This is a genomic window from Plantactinospora sp. KLBMP9567 (assembly GCF_033446045.1).
Classification (GTDB): Bacteria; Actinomycetota; Actinomycetes; order Mycobacteriales; family Micromonosporaceae; genus Plantactinospora.
This window is the reverse complement of sequence record NZ_JAWQRR010000020.1, coordinates 114401-131412: the sequence shown is the minus strand read 5'-3', so window position 1 is coordinate 131412 and position 17012 is coordinate 114401. Positions and strand designations below refer to the sequence as shown.

Below are 17012 nucleotides of genomic sequence, written 5' to 3'. Positions count from 1 at the left end.
CCGCAGCCGGTGTCCCCGGGCCGGACGTCACGCCGTCTCCCGCAACCAGGACCTCCGGCTCGGACATCACGCCGTCTCCCGCAGCCGGTAGCCGCGCCCGACGACGGTCTCGATCGCCTCGCCGCCGAGCTTGCGGCGCAGCGTGCCGACGGTGACCCGGACGGTCTGGGTGAACGGGTCGGCGTTGGCGTCCCAGACGTGCTCCAGCAGCTCCTCCGCCGAGACCACGTGACCGGGGCGGGTCATCAGGTATTCCAGCACCCCGAACTCCTTGCGGGTCAGGTGCAGCCGGGTGCCGTCCCGGCTCGCCTCCTGCCGGGCCACGTCGAGATGGAGCGGACCGACCCGCAACACCGCCGACCCGCCGCCGGAGTCCCGGCGCAGCAGCGCGCGTACCCGGGCCAGCAGTTCGGCCAGGGCGAACGGCTTCACCAGGTAGTCGTCGGCGCCCTCGTCCAGCCCGCGTACCCGGTCGTGCAGCGCGCCCCGGGCGGTGAGCATCAGTACCCGCAGGTCGCTGCCGCCCTCGACGGGTACCTCGCCCCGGCGGATCGCGTGGCAGACCGCGAACCCGTCGCCGTCGGGCAGGTTCAGGTCGAGCAGCATCAGGTCGTACGCGTTGACCGCCAACCGCTCGTACGCTCCGGCCACGTCGGCGGCGACGTCCACCGCGTACCCCGCGCGGACCAGGCCGAGCCGCACCGCGTCGGCCAGGTCCTCCTCGTCCTCTACCACCAGTAACCGCATGATCCGACGCTATCCGCCGTTCCTGATGATCCGCTCGGCCGCCCGCTGGGCCCGGTCGATCGGGATGGCGAAGCCGATGCCGATGTTGCCGCTGCCGTCCAGGGTGGCGATCGCGGTGTTCACCCCGACCACCTCGCCCCGGGCGTTCACCAGCGGTCCGCCGGAGTTGCCGGGGTTGATCGAGGCGTCGGTCTGGATCGCGCTCTGCCGGGCACCGCTGTTGCCGAGCCGCACCTGCCGGTCCAGCGCACTGACGATGCCGGCGGTGACGGTGCCGGAGAGCCCCAGCGGGGAGCCGACCGCGAGCACCGGTTCGCCGACCCGGACGTCGGCGGCGGCGAGCCGCAGCGGCCGCAGCGCCCCGGCCGAGCTGACCCGCAGTACCGCGATGTCGCTGCCCGGGTCCCGGCCGACCACCTCGGCCGCCAGCCGCCGGCCGTCCTGGCCGACCACGCTCACCGTGGTGGCGCCGGCCACCACGTGGCTGTTGGTGATGACGTGCCCCTCGTCGACGGCGAAGCCGGAGCCGCCGGCCCGGCCGGCCCGCACCGACAGCACCCCCGGCAGCGCGGTGGCGGCGGCCCCGACCAGGTCGTTCGGCACCGCTCCGCCGCTCGGCGCGGGCGCCGGCGACAACGGAGTGGCCGGCGGGGGACCGGCCAGCTCCGCCGCCGGTGGCGGCTCGTCCGCCGCCACGTATCCGCCGGCCAGCGCGCCGGAGGCCGCCGAGAGCGCCACCACGGCGAGCCCGGCCAGCAACATCCGCCGCCACCGCGCCGCGCCGGCCGCCGGCTCCCGCTCGGGTACGCCGACCGGGGCGACCGGCCCCGGCCAGGCGTCCAGCGCCGGGGAGACGAAGCCCGGTCCCCGGGGGCGGCCCAGTCCCGGTGGCGCCGCCGTCATCTCTGCGTGCTCCATCTCTCCGCCACTCCCTCCACTGTGGAAATACTGCCCGGTCAGGGGATCCGGGCGAACCAGAACATCGACGCGGCGGCGGCGAGCAGCGCCAGGATCAGGCCGATCCCGATGAACCGGGCGGAGACGTCCTGCCGCTCCAGGGTGTAGCCGACCGAGCTGCCGATGTCGGCGTACACGGCCCGCAGTTCGTCGCTGCTGCCCGCCTCGTGGTAGCCGCCACCGGTCCGCTCGGCGACCATCCGCAGCGTCTCGCCGTCCACCGGTACGGTCATCGGCCGGTTGCCCTGCTCGATCACCCCGTCCGAGGTGCCGAACGCGATGGCGTCCACCGGCACCCCGGCACTCGCCGCCTCGGCCGCCGCATCCTCCGGATCGCTGCCGGAGGTGTTGGCGCCGTCGGAGAGCACCACCACCCGGGCCGGCGGCGGATCCTCGGCGGCCTGCCCGTCCAGGGTGGCGATCGTCTCCAGCGCGGTGGCGATCGCGTCCCCGATCGCCGTGCCCTGCTGCCCGGTGCCGCCCTCGGCCAGCCGGTCGATGCCGGCGTCCAGCATCTGCCGGTCGGTACCCGGCGCGACGAAGACCGACGCGTTGCCGGCGAAGGCGACCAGCCCGACGTTGAACTCCTCGGGCAGCCCGTCGACGAACTCCCGGGCCGCCGCCTTGGCCGAGCTGAGCCGGTCCGGCGGTACGTCCTCGGCGAGCATCGACAGCGACACGTCCACCGCGATCACCACGGTGGCCCGCTCGCGCGGCACCCGTACCTCGTCGGTGGGGCGGGCGAAGCCGACCACCAGCAGCCCCAGCATGGCCAGGAAGAGGCTCGCCGGCACGTGCCGTCGCCAGCCGGGCCGGCTCGGCGCCACCCGGTCCAGCAGGCGCAGGTTGGTGAAGCGGACGGCGTACCGGCTGCGGCGGCGCTGCATCACCAGGTACGCCACGGCCAGCGCCACCACCCCGGCCAGCAGCCACAGCCGGCCCGGACTCTCCAGCGTCATCGTTCCTCCTCCTTCACGCCGCGCCGCCGCTCGGACCGCCGGCCGGGCCGGGCGTACGGGCCGCCGCCGCGAGGCGGCGCTGCGCGTACACGTGCCGGACGATGTCGGTCACCCAGTCCCGGTCGGTACGCAGTGCCAGGTGTGCCGCACCGGCCCGGCGCAGTGCCGCCCGGACCAGTGCGCGCTGCTGACGCGCCGCCTCGGCGTACCGCTCGCGCAGCCGCCGGCTGCCGGTGGAGACCTCGCGGCGCCGCCCGCTCTCCGGGTCGACCAACGTGATCAGCCCGACGTCCGGCAACTCCAGCTCGCGCGGGTCGGTCACCTCGACGGCCAGCACCTGGTGCCGGACGGCGAGCCGGCGCAGCTCGGCCTCCCACTCCGGCCGCTGCGTCTCCCACCCGGGCCGCTCCTCGGCCGGGTCTCGACCCGGCACACCGTCCGGCAGCCCGTCGAGCCAGTCGGAGACGACCACCACCAGCCCCCGGCGCGGCGCCGCGCGGTGCAGCCCGGCCAGCGCCTCCGCGAGCGCCGGTGGTCGGGACCCGGCCGGGCCACGCGGCGCGGCAAGCAGCGTGTGCAGCAGGCCGAGCAGGTGCTCCCGACCGGTACGCGCCGGAAAGCGCCGGATCCCGTCCGCGCCGAGCAGGTGCCCGCCGAGCCGGTTGCCGAAGTTGGCCGTCAGGTAGCCGATCGCCGCCGTGGCGGCTACCGCCAACTCCCGCTTCTCCAGCTCGGCGGTGCCGAAGTCCATGCTCGGGGTGGAGTCGACCAGCAGCCAGGTGGTCAGTTCCCGGTCGGCGTCCACCTCCCGGACGTGCGGCACCCCGGTACGCGCGGTCACCGCCCAGTCCATCCGGCGCACCTCGTCCTCGCCGGGCCGGTACTCCCGGCTGCCGGTCAGCTCGCTTCCGGCCCCCGGCAGCAGGCCCAGGTGCTGCCCGTGCAGCAGCCCGTCGAGCCGCCGGGTGATCGCCAGTTCCAGCCGGCGCAGCCGGCGGTGCGGCGCGAGCTGGTGCACCGTGGCGTATCCCTCGTTCATCGCGCGCGTCTCCTGTTCCTTCGGTCCGTCCGGCGGGGCGGGCGGCGGGACCACCGTCGCCCGCCACACCCGCCCGGTCGGCTGCGACTCACGCCGCCCGCTCCGCCTGATGCGGCTGCTCCGCCTGCTGCGGGGCGATCTGCGGTGGCGGTACCGCGGCGACCAGCCGGCGTACCACGGACTCCGCCGAGATCCCGTCGGCGACCGCGTCGAAGGACAGCACCAGCCGGTGCGCCAGTACGTCGACCGCCAGCTCGGTCACGTCGGCCGGCAGCACGTACTCCCGGCCCCGCAGCAGGGCCAGTGCCCGGGCGCCCGCGACCAGCCCGAGGGTGGCCCGGGGACTCGCCCCGTACGCCAGCCGGGCCGAGAGGTCGCCCGCGCCGAACCGGTCCGGGTGCCGGGTGGCCACCACCAGCCGCACCACGTACTCGGCGATGGCGTGGTGCACGAACACCCCACGCGCCTGCTCCTGGAGGGCGCGCAGCCGAGCCGGGTCCAGCACGGTGCGCGGCTCCGGCCGGGTGGTGCCCATCCGGTAGAGGATGCCCAGCTCCTCGTCGTCGGTGGGATAGTCGACGAGGATCTTCAGCAGGAACCGGTCGCGTTGCGCCTCCGGTAGCTGGTAGACCCCCTCCGACTCGATCGGGTTCTGGGTCGCCAGCACCAGGAACGGCTCCGGCACCGGGTAACTCCGGCCGCCGATCGAGACCTGTCGTTCGGCCATCGCCTCCAGCAGCGCCGACTGCACCTTGGCCGGCGCCCGGTTGATCTCGTCGGCCAGTACCAGGTTCGCCATCACCGGACCCAGTTCCACGTCGAAGCTCTCCGAGGAGGCCCGGTAGATCCGGGTACCGACGATGTCCGACGGCACCAGGTCCGGAGTGAACTGGATCCGGGAGAAGTTCCCGCCCACCGCGACGGCCAGGGTCTGCGCGGCGAGTGTCTTCGCCACCCCTGGTACGCCCTCCAGCAGGCAGTGCCCGTCGGCCAGCAACGCGGTGAAGAGCCGCTCCACCAACCTGTCCTGCCCGACGATCACCCGCTTGACCTCGAACATCGCCTGTTCGAGCGCGATGTGCGGCGCCTCCGGCAGGACGCGTGCCGCCTCCGGCCCGGCAGCGGTGATGCTCATCGGCGGTACCTCACAGGCCGGCTTCGGCGGGCGTGGCCGCGCCGCCGTTCTTCTCGGGGCAGTCCTCGGCCACGTCGGTCGAGGTGCCGAAGACATTGCCGTTGTTCTCGGTTACAATCCGTACGGTCTTCTCCGAGCCGGACGGTTCGTTCGCGTACGCCGCCGTGGCGATGCCGACGGCCGTGACGGCCGCGGCACCGGCGAGGGTAAGCCCGGCGATCCGCTTGATCCGCATGGTTCCTGTTCCTTCCGTCGAAGTTGGTGCTCAGGGCGGGCGCCCGGATCAGGGGAGAGTGGAGAACCGGGCGCCCGATGGGAGCCATGACATCAGGCAGGACCGAAAAGGAGCCGAAGGTCGGTTCGCCCTCGGCGGGCGCCCGACGACGAGTGGGACGGGCCCGCCCCGGGCCGCCATGGGGGAAGGCGGCGACCCGGGGGGGCCGGTCGGGTGATGAGGCGTCAGTTCTTCGGGGGTAGCCAGCCGAGGAAATGCACGGCCAGCGTGAGGGCGTCGCTGTCCGGCTGGTCGGCCAGGGCGGTCAGCATCGTGCGGGCGAGATGTAGCCGCAGTCCTTGCCGGTCGTCCCGGTACATGTGCAGCAGGACGAGCCGGGCCGGCTGACAGGGCCATTTCGCCCCACAGGCGCGGCAGAGGAAGAGCGGGCGGGTGTGGGTGTGCGGGCGGCGGCGGGCGAAGATCGGCCGGGTCACGGTGTGCCGCCGGACTCGTACCGGCTCATCGCAGCCGGCGTCCCGCCCGGCCGCCCCGGTCCGCCCGGCGGGTCTGGGCCGGGGTCGCACCCACGCGGCCGATCTCGGGCGAGCCGGTCGGCGAGGTCCGGAACGGGAACCGGCTGTTCGCGGCACGGACGCGCGGCGGCGGTGGCGGCGGATACGGCCTCGGGACGAGTGCGACGGAGTCCGGGCAGCGCCAGCGAAACCCACATCGGCAGTACCGCCAGAGCCGCCGCCAGTCTCGGCGATGGCGCGGCTTTGTTCGACCTACCGGAATCATTGTCGCCTCCCTTCTCGGAAATGGAAGCGGGGGCGGTGCCAGGATCCCCTGTTCCCTTCCGGCACCACCCCCGCGGCAGCCCCCGCCCGGCCTTCAGTCACCTTCCCGGAATTGGTTTCGAGCGAGGGCGCTTCCCTTCCACAGTGGCCCGACGGGCCCTATCCTCGGAAGGCATCGCGCCGCATTGTGTCTGGTCACGGCACATCGTGTTCGGTGTGTGGCGCGCCGGTCGGACCTGTGAGGACGGTGTGATTATGGATGATCGAATTCGTTGTCTGCTCGACGAGCTGCGACTGACCCGGGACGCGCGCGGAATGACGCAGGAGGATCTGGCCCGGCATATTCCGTGGGCCGCCTCCACCATCGGAATGATCGAGAGTGGCCGTCGCAAACCACCGCCCGGTTTCTGGGTTGCCGTAGACGGTGCCCTACAGACCGGCGGTGCACTCAACCGCCTCGCCACCCGCCTCGGCTCGTCGTCGTGGTTCGTTGATTGGTGGACCGTCGAGGAGGGGGCGGTGTCGCTGCGGTCGTTCCAGGCTCTGGTCGTGCCCGGCCTGTTGCAGACCGAGGCCTACGCCCGAGCGGTGCTGACCGAGGCGGGCTTGACCAACCTTGAGGAGGCGGAGCGCCGGCTCGCCATGCGCCTCGCCCGCAAGGCGCTGCTGACTCGGGACAATCCGGTGGATCTCACGGCGGTACTCGACGAGGAGCTGTTACACCGCCCTGTCGGTGGGCCGGCTGTCACGCGTGAACAGTTGGACGCGCTGCTCGCCGCATGCGCCCTGCCGCATGTGCGGCTACACGTCGTTCCGATGTCGGCCGGCGCGTATCCGGGGCTGAACGGACCATTCGCGATCGCCACAGCGCGGGACCGGACCGAGACTGGCTACCTCGACAACCAGTTGAGTTGGCAGGTGATCGAAGACCCGGAGGACCTGGCGGTACTACAGCGGGCATGGGAGGCCGTTCGGAGCGAGGCCCTTCCGTGGCAGCAGTCCGCCGAGTTGATAAAGGAGGTGGCAGAGAAGTGGATGTGACCGGCGCTGTGTGGATCAAGAGCACCCGATGCGACGGCTCGGGCAGCTCGATCAGCAAGGTAGTGTGAGATCAACTTGTCGACCCTGTCCGTCGGGAGACCAGTCCCGACTCGTACGCGGCGATCACCAGTTGGGTACGGTCGCGGGCGTCGAGTTTGGTCAGCAGGTGGCTGACATGGGTCTTCACGGTGGCGAGGCTGACCCGCAGCCGCTGCGCGATCTCGGCGTTGGAGAGCCCCCGGGCGACGAGGACGAGGACCTCCCGTTCCCGTCCGGTGACGTCCGCCATCCGCCCACCGAACGGGCCGACCGGCTCGTGGCTGCGGGCGAACTCCGCGATCAGCCGCCGGGTGACCGACGGAGCCAGCAGACCATCACCGGCGGCGACCACCCGGATGGCTGACAACAGGTCACTCGGCGGGGTGTCCTTGAGCAGAAAGCCGCTCGCCCCGGCCCGCAACGCGGCGTAGACGTACGAGTCGAGATCGAACATGGTGAGCATCAACACCCGGACCTTCGCCGTCTCCGGCGAACCGCAGATTCTTCGGGTGGCTTCGATTCCGTCCAGCTCGGGCATCCGGACGTCCATCAGTACGACGTCGGGAGCGGTCAACCGGGCAAGCTCCACCGCCCGGTGACCGGTGTTCGCGTCGCCGACCACCACGAAGCCCGGCTCGTCCTCGATCAGGACCCGGAAGCTGCCCCTCAGCAGTGCCTGATCGTCGGCAACCAGCACCCGGACGGCAGCACCCATGCCCTCTCCTCGGTTCGCTCGTCGGCGGCACGAGTCCTGGGACGGGGCTGGCTGATTCGCTCGCTGCGCTCACTCATGGCCGTCCCTGGACCGATCGCCGACCCGACGAAAGGGGATCACGGGCGGTGACCCGATAACCACCCTCCGGCCGTGGTCCGGCGGCGAAGTGCCCGCCGTACATCAGGACCCGCTCCCGCATACCGGTCAGACCGTGCCCGGCATCGGTGAGCCCGGCATCGGTCTGCCCACCGGCCTCACGCGTACCGCCATCGCACCCGTCGTCGGTGACCTGGATCCGTACCTCGGCTCCGACCGCCTCGACCGCCACCCGGCACCGGGTCGGCGCCGCATGCCTGGCGGCGTTCGTCAACGACTCCTGCACGATCCGGTAGATCGTCAACCCCATCGCCTCGGAGACCTGCTCCACACCGTCGATCGTCAACTCCACCCGTACCCCGGAGGCCGCCGCCCGCTCGGCAAGCGCGGAGAGTCCCGTCGGCCCCGGCGCCGGTGCCAGGTCCGGCGCTGCCCCGTCCGCCGGCTGTTGCGTCGTCGACCCGTCGTGGTACGCCTCCGAGCGCAGCACCCCGAGCGTCTGCCGCATCTCGACGAGGGCGTTCCGACTGGTCTCCTCGATGACCCGCAGCGCGTCGGCCACCTCGGCAGGTCGGGTCCGGACCACGTGGTTGGCGACCGCGGCCTTGACCGCGATGATGCCGACGCTGTGCGCGACGATGTCGTGCAACTCCCGGGCGATCCGCAACCGTTCCGTGGTCACCGCCGACCGGGCCAACTGCTCGGCCGCCCGTGCCGCGGTGGTCCGCTGCTGCTGGACGGCGCTGCCCAGCAGCCACGAGCCGCCGACGAGCAGCCAACCGATGATGATCAGGCCCGGCCCCTCCTGCCACCAGTACGCGTGCACGCCGCCGGCCGGGCGTGACGGTACCGTTCCGGCGATCCCGAGCGCCGTCAGGGCGGCGGCCAGCGCCCACCGCCGCCCCGTTGCGGCGACCGCGACGGTGTAGAGCGCCACCGCCGTGCCGAGGAACGGGGTCCGTCAGCACCCCGAGCGGCAGCGCCAGCACCGACGCGCTCAGGACCACGGCCAGCACCGGCAACGGCCACAGCCGTCGTACGGCCAGCGGCAGCCCGATCGCGGCGGTGAGCGCGTCGGCCGCCCAGCCGGGCAGTTCCGCCGGTGCGGACCCCTGGGTGTGCCGCAGCAGCAGGAGCACCCCGACGTAACCCGCCGCGCCGAGGCAGTCCAGCGCGACCAGTCGTCGGTGACCCGGCCGGGCGACCGAGTTCACAGGTCCCGGCGCCGCATGCTCAGATAGCCGCCCAGTACGGCCGCGAGCGTCCACAGCAGCAGCACGCCGATCCCGGTCCACGGGCCGAGGACGGTGTCGTCGGGCGGTTCCCGGCGCAGGATGATGCTGCCGGCCGCGTCGGGCAGGAACTGGGCCACGGTACGCACCTTCGGCAGGTTGTTCAGGATCTCCGAACCCATGAAGAAGATCGGCACCAGGATACCCAGCGTCAGGGCTGAGCTGCGCAGCATGGTCGCCAGCCCCATCGAGAACGCGCACGCCAACGTCAGGTAGAGGACGGCACCGATGATCGCCCGGGGTACGCCGTCGTCGGTGACGGCCGCGTTGTGCGGACCGCCGATGGCCGCCTGCGCGGTGAAGAACGTGGCCAGGGTGACGACGGCGGCGACGACGAACGCGATCAACGTCCCGGTGATGACCTTCGCGGTGTAGAACACACCGCGCCGGGGCACCGCCGCCAGCGAGGAGCTGATCGTCCCGGTGGCGTACTCGCCGCTGGTCAGCAGCACACCGAAGACGACCAAGGCGATCATGCTGAGCCGGAGACCGTTGAATCCCGACCCGACCGGGTCGAACGACGCCCTCAGGCTTACCTCACCGCCTTCTTCGACCAGCACCTGCGCGGGCAGCCGCAGCCGCTGCTGTGGAACCCGTCGCCCCGGCACCCCGACATCACCTTCGTGCGCCCCTAGCCTCCTACGTCTTGGAGAGCGTGGCCGTGAAATCGACGCCGAGGTGGGTGCCGTAGGTGTGGGCGGCCTTCCCGTCCGGCAGCATCCGCAGATGTACCTCGGTGTGCACCGCACAGGAGGGCCCGCCGAGCCCTCGTGCGGTGCCGCCGGTCCTTTCCAGCTCGAGTTCGAGGTCCTTCGATTGGATCCCGTCGTTCTCCAGACTGTCAATGTCTTATGAGACCTGGCCCGCGTAAGTCCAGTTCAGGCGCTGGCGTAGCAGAGATTGTTCGGCCGGGTCGGCGGTCAAGGCGAGCGCCTTCTCATCGGCGGCACGAGCTTCGTCGAGGCGGTGCAGGTCGCGGAGGAGTTCGGCACGGGTGGCGTGGAACGGGTGGTAGCCGCCCAGGACCTCGGCGAGGGTGTCGACATCGGCGAGCGCGGCGGCCGGGCCGGCGACGTACCGATTGGCGACCGCCCGGTGCAGCCGGGTGACCGGGCAGTCCCTCGTGGCGAGCCCGAGGTGCGTAGTCGCGGTAGATGGTGGTGTAGGAGATGGACTCTCTTGCGAGCTTGCCGGGGAACAGCCAGGCTGTTCCGGAGTTACATCATCGTCCTCGACGCGACTACCGCTCTTCGGATCGGCTGTGGGGCGCCGCGCTTGCCCCGCCGGGTGGACCGGCCGATGTCCGCGAGGCCAGTGGCCGCCGTTGGACAGATAGGTGACCATCTGGTGCCTGCGGGCGCACTTACCTACCGCTCGGGACGGGGTCGTGGCCTTCGACGGGTTCCTTTCCAGCTTCCGGCCTCGACTCTTCTTTGGGGTCAGACAGCTGAGGGGGTCTGGCGGTGGTTCATGAGGGTTTGATCGCGTGGATACGCTCGACGCTGCCCGCCTTAAGACGCTCCGTCTCGATGATGTCGAATCCGGCGGCTTTCACCAGTGGTAGCTGGCGGCGGGTGAAGTGCTCTCCGGCGGCACGGATGGTGAGGCGCTCCAGTAGCCACTGGGCGGCGTAGAACGGTGCCCAGGTGCTGCCGACGTGGTCGAGTAGCAACAGCCTTCCGCCGGGCACGAGGACGCGCTTCATCTCGCCGAGGGCCGCAGCGGGGTCGGGGATCGTACACAGCGACAGCGCGCAGATTGCCGTATCGAACAACTCGTTGTCGAAGGGCAGCTGTTGCGCGTCGCCTTCCCGAAGGTTGACAGCACGTCCGAGGTCGGCGGCCCGTTGCCGGGCGATCGCGAGCATCGCAGGGCTCAACTCGATCCCCGTCACGGTCGCATCGGCCGGGTAGTGCGGCAGATTGAGGCCGGTACCGATCGCCACTTCGAGGATCCGACCGCGTGCGCGAGCGCCGAGCCATTCCCGTCCGCCGCCGAACTGGATCTTCTCGAAGAAGGCGATCTGCTTGTCGTAGGTCGACGCGGCCTTCTCCCACACGCGTCGGACCTTGGCGGTCTGGTCGGGTGGAGAGGTCATGGTGTCCTCCAGCCAGTGAGTGGTGGGCGCTGGTTAGGTGGTGAGTGGGCGGCAGTCGAAGGTGTTGTCGGCGGCTGCGGCGGTGATGACTCCGGCGATGACCTGCCGTATCCGGTCGGCAGCCAGGTCGGGGTCGGGTTGCCCGGCGTCGAGCCATGCGATGATCGACTCGATCGCCGCGGTCGGACTGACGCGCGCAATCGGCGCAGTCGGTCAGCAGCGCCGACCGCTGGTACCAGGCATGCCTGGTAGCCGTACGCGTCGCAGTCGATCCTGGCTGCGCTGCGGTCGTAGGTGGCCATCTCCGGCATGCTTACCAGGCAGCGGAAACCAGCAGGTTCCGACATTGGTAGATGCAGCTTGATTGTTTCGATCCCGGCTACCGCTTGGCCGGTTTGACCGCGGCGATGCGTTGAATGATGCCCGCCTTCGACCGCGCCTGCCGTTCGACCGTGAACCCGACGGCGACGAGGATTGGCAGCGGCTGGCGGGTCTGATAATCCCCAGCGATCGGTACCGACTTCTTCTCCAGGAGCCGCTGCACTGCCCGCACGACGCGATGGTGGCTGGCAACGTGGCCCAGCAACAGCAACCTGCCACCCGGCCGCAGAATCCGGTACATCTCGGCGATCGCCGCCCGGTGGTCGGGGATGGCGTTCAGCGCCAGGGTGCACACGGCGGTGTCGAAGCTCGCGTCGACGAATGGCAGCGCCTGTGCGTCACCTACCAGCAGATCCACGTCTATGCCGAGGTCGTGAGCTCGGTCGTGGGCGATAGCGAGCATGGCGGGAGTGAGGTCGACCCCGACATGCCGGATCCCGCGCGGGTAGAACCCCAGGTTCCGGCCCGTGCCGACGGCTACCTCCAACACCGCGCCACGGGCCTGAGAGCACACCCAGGTCCGGCCGTCGCCCAGCAGGAACCGGTCGTAGTAGCCGGTCTCGTGGTCGTAGCGCGGCGCGTACTGCTGGTAGAAGTTGCGTACCCGCTCGGTTGGGTTCACCTCGGACAACTCATTACACATCGCCTCCCTAACGGCATGAGCTGACGAACAGGCAGGCTCCGGTGCCCGTACACCTCGACAGCTAACCACGAACTATCAAGATCTCGAATATGTGCGGAAGGACGCAGCTTAATGTCCTTCCCAGCGACGCATTTCAGCACGTCACAGGTTCGCAGCGAATCTAGACAGAATCTCTTCCCATACCAGACATCCCACGCTACAGCGCGTGATCTTCGGGGCGTACCGGTCGGTCCTCTTGTCCGCGTGGTAGGCGGTGCCTGTCCAGGTGCCGCGCAACGCGGCCGGCACCACCAGTTCCGCCGGGTCGTCGTCGATTTCCACGGGTACCTCGCCAGTGGCTGGTCCGGCATCCGGCCCGCTCGAAGGGCACCGAGAACAAACGGATCAGACGATCAGCGTTACGGCGAACCAGGCGCCGTCGCCGATGGCACCGGCAGTCCCGCCTGGTATCCCGCGGCGAAGGCATCCAACGCCGCGTCGGTGCCGGCCCGGTCGCCGGTGGCGAGCAGGTCGAGCAGCAGTCCCCGGATCACTGCCAAGCCGAGCCGGGCGTGCGTGCGAGCCAGCTCGGCCGGTACGCCGCGCCGGGCGGCCAGCTCGACGTTGAGGTCCAGCCAGCTCTGCACGATCCCTTCGAGCAGGGTGCCGGTGCCCGGACGGTCCTGCACCGCTTGGCCGTACAGCTCAAAGAAGAGCCGTTCGTACGGCCACAGTGCCGGATCGGAGACCCGGCGCCACATGCTCCGGATGACGTCGGCCGGTGAGTCGGCCGGGTCGAAGTCCAGACTGGCCAGCGCGGCCCTCTGCCGGCTCTCGATCTCTCGGACCACCTCGACGAGCAGCCCCTCCTTGGATCCGAAGTGGTAGATCAGCATCCGGTGGCTGGTGCCGAGGTCCGCCGCCAACCGGCGCAGGCTCAGCGCGCTGACGCCCTGTTCGGCCATCCGGTCCACGACCCGGGACAGCAGTTCCCCTCGGACTTCACCAGGCATGTACCGTACGGTACATGTACCACTTGGTACATGGGGTGGAGGAGGGTACGACGTGGTGCGGAAAGAGATCGACGTACGGGTGCACACCACGGCCAGCCCGGCGGTGGTCTACGCGTTGCTCGTCGACGGAGCTGGTTGGCCCGGCTGGTCACCACTGGGCTCCTTCGCGCTGGAACGTCCCGGCGGGGACGAGCCGGAGGGGGTCGGCGCGATCCGGGTCTTCCGGACCGGTCGGATGACCAGCCGGGAACGGGTGGTCGAGCGGGTGCCGGACCGCCGGTTCAGCTACGAACTCCTCTCCGGTCTGCCGCTGCGCGACTACCGGGCCGACGTCGACCTCACTCCGGAGGGCGGCGGCACCGCGATCCGCTGGCACTCCACCTTCGCCGCCAAGGTGCCGGGCACCGGCTGGCTCTACCGCCGGGCACTCGGCCGGTTCATCGGCCAGGTCGCGGCGGGCCTCGCCGCGCACGCCGCCGCCACGGCCGCCCGCCCCAGTTGATCCGCGCCCGCCCCGTCGACCTGGCAGCAGGACGCCCCGGCTGATTCGCGCATGCCGCCGCCACGGCCACCCGCCCCGGCTGATTCGCGCCCGCCCCGTCGACCTGGTAGCGGCCGGCCGGGAGCGGTCCGGCCGGCCGCCGGTCAGCGCAGGGTCCGCTGGACCGGTATCCCGGGTAGCAGCGCGGCCACCCGACTCGCCGCCGGCTCGTTGTCGATCTGCTGGAACAGCGTGTACGCGGCGGACCATGCCGACGCGGCGGCAGGGTTGTCGTCGACACTGGCGTACGCGTGTCCGAGCACGGTCAGCGTCCGTGCCCGGATGAAGTGGAACCGCGCCTCCCCGAGCAGTTGGAGCACCCGGCGCAGCAACGCCACCGCCCGGCGCGGCCGGCCGTCGATCAGCTCCAGTTCGCCGAGCCCGATCAACGAGATCGCCTCGCCGAACGCCAGCCCGTCGGCCTGACTGCGGGCCAACGCCACCGCCAGGGTGTGCCGGGCGGACCTGTGACCGATCACGGCGTAGAGCTGACCCAGCCGGGCCAGCGCGTACGTCTCCTGCACCTGGTCGCCGGTCTCCCGGGCGACCGCCACGGCCTGCCGTAGGTACTCCTGGCCCGGCTCGGGCCGGTCCAGGTCCCCGTACGTCAGGCCGAGCAGGGTCAGCGCGGTGCTCTCGTCCCGGCTCGCTCCCATCCGCCGGGCGAGGTCCAGGTATCGGTGACCGAGTCCCCGGGCGGCCTCGTCGTGCCCCTGCTCCCGGCTGATGATGGCGCGCTGCGCCAGCGCGTGGCACTCGCCGAGTTGGTAACCGGCGGCGGCCGAGATCGACAGCGCCTCGGCGAGCAGCGGCGCGGCCTCCTGGTGCCGGCCGGTCACCCGGTAGACGTCCGCGCAGAGCCAGAGCGCGTCCGCCACCCCGCGCGGCTCGTCCACCAGCCGGAAGATCCGCAGCGCCGCCTCGGCCGCGTCGAGCTTGTCCCGCAGTTCGGCGCCGGGCCGCGAGGTCCACAGGTCGGCGAGGTTGCGCAGCAGCACCGCCTCGCCGCGTCGTTCCCCCGCCCGCCGGCAGGCCCGCAGTGCCGCCTGGTGCAGCTGCCGCGCCTCGTCGTGCATGCCGCGCAACTCGTAGCAGGGCTGCGTCGTCGCGGCGAGGTTCCAGGCCAGCTCGGCCAGGTCGAGCCCGGCCGCCTGCCGGATCGAGGCGACCAGCGCCGGACGCTCGCGGTCGAACCAGCCGACCGGGTCCTCCACCGGTTCCGCCGGGGCGGCCGACGGCCAGCGTCGGGCCGGACCGGAGATCCGAGCCAGCGTCCGGGCCGGCAGCCGCTCGTCCGCCGCCTCCGCCCGGGTCAGCCAGGCGCCGAACGCCCGCTCCAGCGCGGCCCGCCGGACCCCGTCGGACTCCTCGGTGGCGGCCCGCTCCCGGGCGAAGAGCCGGACTAGGTCGTGCATTCCGTACCGAGGCTCACCGCCGGACGGGTCGAGCAGCTCCAGCAGGCAGGCGTCGACCAGCGACTCCAGCAGGCTCTCCGCCTGGGCCGGCGGCACGTCGAGCATCGCGGCACCGATCCAGGCCGGCACGTCGGGCGCGTCGAGAAGGCTCAGCAGCCGGAGCATCCGGCGGGCTGGTTCGGCCAGGGCCCGGTAGCTGAGTCCGAGGCTCGCCCGCACCTCCAGATCGTCGGTGGCGAGTTCGTCGAGCCGGCCGAGTTCGTCGCGGAGACGCTCGGCGAGCTGCCCGAGCCGCCAGTGCGGCCGGGCCGCGAGCCGGGCTGCGGCGATGCGTACCGCCAGCGGCAGGTACCCGCAGAGCCGGACGATCTCCGCGACTGCCGCGGGTTCGGTCCGGGCCCGGTCCGGCCCGACGATCCGCTCCAGCAACTGGATCGCCTCGTCCGGCGCGAAGGTCGCCAGCCCCAGGTGGGCGGCCCCCTCCAGCCCGGTCAGCCGGGCCCGGCTGGTGACGATGACCGCGCCCGGGGCGCCACCGGGCAGCAGCGGCCGGACCTGCGCGGCGGACCGGGCGTCGTCGAGTACGACCAGCAGCCGCCGCTCGTGCACCGCGTCCCGGAACTGGCCGGCGCGTTCCTCCAGGCTGTCGCTGTGCAGGCTGTCGGGGATGCCGAGTACCCGAAGGAAGCGCCTGAGTACCGCGAACGCGTCGGCCGCGTCCGGCCAGCTTCCCCGCAGGTCCGCGTAGAGCTGCCCGTCCGGGTACTCCCGGCGCAGCCGGTGCGCCACGTACCAGGCCAGGCTGGACTTGCCGACGCCGGCCGGCCCGGAGAGCGCGACGACCCGCAGCCGGTCGGCCGGACCGGTGAGGCTGGTCTCCAGCCAGCCGACGGCGTCGCCGCGACCGGTGAAGTCGGCGACGGTCGGCGGCAGTTGGTGCGGGCGGGGCGGACTCGACACCGGCGGGGCGGCCTCGATGACGCCGCCGGACGGGCTGGCCAACTCCGGGTCCGTGTGCAGCATCCGCAGATGCAGCTGGCGCAGCTCCGGGCCGGGGTCGACGCCCAGGGTGTCGGCCAGCCGGTGCCGGAGCCGGCTGTAGTGCTCCAGGGCGTCCGCCTGCCGTCCACTGCGGTACAGCGCGAGCATGAGCTGCCCGGCGAGGCGCTCGTCCAGCGGATGCTCACCGGCCCGCCGGCTCAGCTCCGGCAGCAGCGCCGCGTGCCGGCCCTGGCGCAGCGCGATGTCGCAGCGGTCGAGTTCGGCCGCGAACCGCTCCTGCCCCAGCGTCGTACGCAGGGCGCTGAGCCACGGCGTCTCCAGGTGGGCGAACGCCTCGCCCCGCCACAGCCCGAGCGCCTCGTCGAACAGCCCGAGCGCCCGGGCGTCGTCCAGGGTGCTCCGGGCCTGCCGGACCAGCCCCCGGAACCGGTGCAGATCGACGGCGTTCGGCTCGACGGTCAACTGGTAGCCGGCCGACCGGCGCAGCACCGTGACGTCTCCGGCGGGGGAGAGGTGGTTGCGAAGCCGGGAGAGGTAGCTGTAGAGCGTTTCGCGGGCCCGCTGCGGGCGGCGGTCGCCCCAGACCCGGTCCAGGAGTTGGTCGACGGAGACCACTTCGTTCGCCTCGACCAGGAGCGCGACCAGGACGCAACGCTGTCGTGCCGGGCCCACCTCGGTCCGGTGCCCGTCGACGCGGACGTCGATGTCGCCGAGCAGCCGAAACTCCAGCACCGTCCGCGAACCTCCGCCTGGTCGGGGCAACCCTGCCCGGTGGTCGGGTTGGACGACCGGTTCAAGGATCACACAGCGGCCTGCGGTCGTGGATTCGACGGCCCGGGTGTCCCACATCGCAGTGGAACCGACGGCGGCGGCGGGCGCGACGAGCAGAACCCGACCGGCAGGTAG

General features: G+C 71.8%; 17 protein-coding genes. 2 read left to right on the top strand and 15 right to left on the bottom strand.

Features of this window, described 5'->3' with window-relative positions:
• Window positions 1-66: 66 nt before the first annotated feature.
• From R6Y94_RS15605 to R6Y94_RS15575, 7 genes are all read right to left on the bottom strand, one after another.
• Window positions 67-747, bottom strand: a complete 681-nt coding sequence (locus R6Y94_RS15605) for a response regulator transcription factor (protein WP_318396571.1) — start codon at window positions 745-747, stop codon at window positions 67-69.
• A gap of 9 nt (window positions 748-756) precedes the next feature.
• Window positions 757-1650: a S1C family serine protease gene (locus R6Y94_RS15600; protein WP_412102770.1), complete on the bottom strand. Its 894-nt coding sequence runs from the start codon at window positions 1648-1650 to the stop codon at window positions 757-759.
• A 53-nt stretch (window positions 1651-1703) separates the two neighbouring features.
• Window positions 1704-2663 carry a VWA domain-containing protein gene (locus R6Y94_RS15595; protein ID WP_318396569.1) on the bottom strand — a complete coding sequence of 320 codons (960 nt, stop codon included), beginning with the start codon at window positions 2661-2663 and terminating at the stop codon, window positions 1704-1706.
• Between the two features lie 13 nt (window positions 2664-2676).
• Complete coding sequence (locus tag R6Y94_RS15590) at window positions 2677-3702, bottom strand: DUF58 domain-containing protein (protein ID WP_318396568.1); 1026 nt, start codon at window positions 3700-3702, stop codon at window positions 2677-2679.
• An 88-nt stretch (window positions 3703-3790) separates the two neighbouring features.
• Entirely contained in the window at window positions 3791-4837 is a 1047-nt protein-coding gene (locus R6Y94_RS15585) for a MoxR family ATPase (protein ID WP_318396567.1), read from the bottom strand.
• Between the two features lie 10 nt (window positions 4838-4847).
• Entirely contained in the window at window positions 4848-5072 is a 225-nt protein-coding gene (locus R6Y94_RS15580) for a hypothetical protein (RefSeq protein WP_318396566.1), read from the bottom strand.
• Between the two features lie 224 nt (window positions 5073-5296).
• Window positions 5297-5548, bottom strand: coding sequence for a flavin reductase (locus R6Y94_RS15575; RefSeq protein WP_318396565.1), 252 nt, complete (start codon window positions 5546-5548; stop codon window positions 5297-5299).
• Window positions 5549-6067: 519 nt separating this feature from the next.
• On the opposite strand from R6Y94_RS15575, the gene R6Y94_RS15570 reads away from it, so the two are divergent.
• Complete coding sequence (locus tag R6Y94_RS15570) at window positions 6068-6892, top strand: helix-turn-helix transcriptional regulator (RefSeq protein ID WP_318396564.1); 825 nt, start codon at window positions 6068-6070, stop codon at window positions 6890-6892.
• A gap of 70 nt (window positions 6893-6962) precedes the next feature.
• Here the strand turns inward: R6Y94_RS15570 and R6Y94_RS15565 are convergent, their stop codons facing one another.
• The 7 genes from R6Y94_RS15565 to R6Y94_RS15535 all read right to left on the bottom strand — a co-directional run bounded on the left by R6Y94_RS15565 (window position 6963) and on the right by R6Y94_RS15535 (window position 13148).
• Window positions 6963-7646: a response regulator transcription factor gene (locus R6Y94_RS15565; RefSeq protein ID WP_318396563.1), complete on the bottom strand. Its 684-nt coding sequence runs from the start codon at window positions 7644-7646 to the stop codon at window positions 6963-6965.
• A gap of 73 nt (window positions 7647-7719) precedes the next feature.
• Complete coding sequence (locus R6Y94_RS15560; protein ID WP_318396562.1) at window positions 7720-8679, bottom strand: sensor histidine kinase; 960 nt, start codon at window positions 8677-8679, stop codon at window positions 7720-7722.
• A gap of 273 nt (window positions 8680-8952) precedes the next feature.
• Window positions 8953-9642, bottom strand: a complete 690-nt coding sequence (locus R6Y94_RS15555; RefSeq protein WP_318396561.1) for an ABC transporter permease subunit — start codon at window positions 9640-9642, stop codon at window positions 8953-8955.
• An 860-nt stretch (window positions 9643-10502) separates the two neighbouring features.
• On the bottom strand, window positions 10503-11132 hold the full coding sequence (locus R6Y94_RS15550) for a class I SAM-dependent methyltransferase (protein ID WP_318396560.1): 630 nt from the start codon (window positions 11130-11132) through the stop codon (window positions 10503-10505).
• Window positions 11133-11511: 379 nt separating this feature from the next.
• Window positions 11512-12135, bottom strand: coding sequence for a class I SAM-dependent methyltransferase (locus R6Y94_RS15545; protein WP_318396690.1), 624 nt, complete (start codon window positions 12133-12135; stop codon window positions 11512-11514).
• 162 nt (window positions 12136-12297) lie between these two features.
• The gene (locus R6Y94_RS15540; protein ID WP_318396559.1) at window positions 12298-12477 is read right to left on the bottom strand and encodes a hypothetical protein; all 180 of its coding nucleotides are present in this window, start codon (window positions 12475-12477) and stop codon (window positions 12298-12300) included.
• 77 nt (window positions 12478-12554) lie between these two features.
• Complete coding sequence (locus R6Y94_RS15535) at window positions 12555-13148, bottom strand: TetR/AcrR family transcriptional regulator (RefSeq protein ID WP_318396558.1); 594 nt, start codon at window positions 13146-13148, stop codon at window positions 12555-12557.
• A gap of 52 nt (window positions 13149-13200) precedes the next feature.
• Between R6Y94_RS15535 and R6Y94_RS15530 the strand changes: the two genes are divergently transcribed.
• Complete coding sequence (locus tag R6Y94_RS15530) at window positions 13201-13650, top strand: SRPBCC family protein (RefSeq protein WP_318396557.1); 450 nt, start codon at window positions 13201-13203, stop codon at window positions 13648-13650.
• 143 nt (window positions 13651-13793) lie between these two features.
• Here R6Y94_RS15530 and R6Y94_RS15525 read toward each other — a convergent pair whose 3' ends face one another.
• Window positions 13794-16838 carry an AfsR/SARP family transcriptional regulator gene (locus R6Y94_RS15525; protein ID WP_318396556.1) on the bottom strand — a complete coding sequence of 1015 codons (3045 nt, stop codon included), beginning with the start codon at window positions 16836-16838 and terminating at the stop codon, window positions 13794-13796.
• Window positions 16839-17012 lie beyond the last annotated feature (174 nt).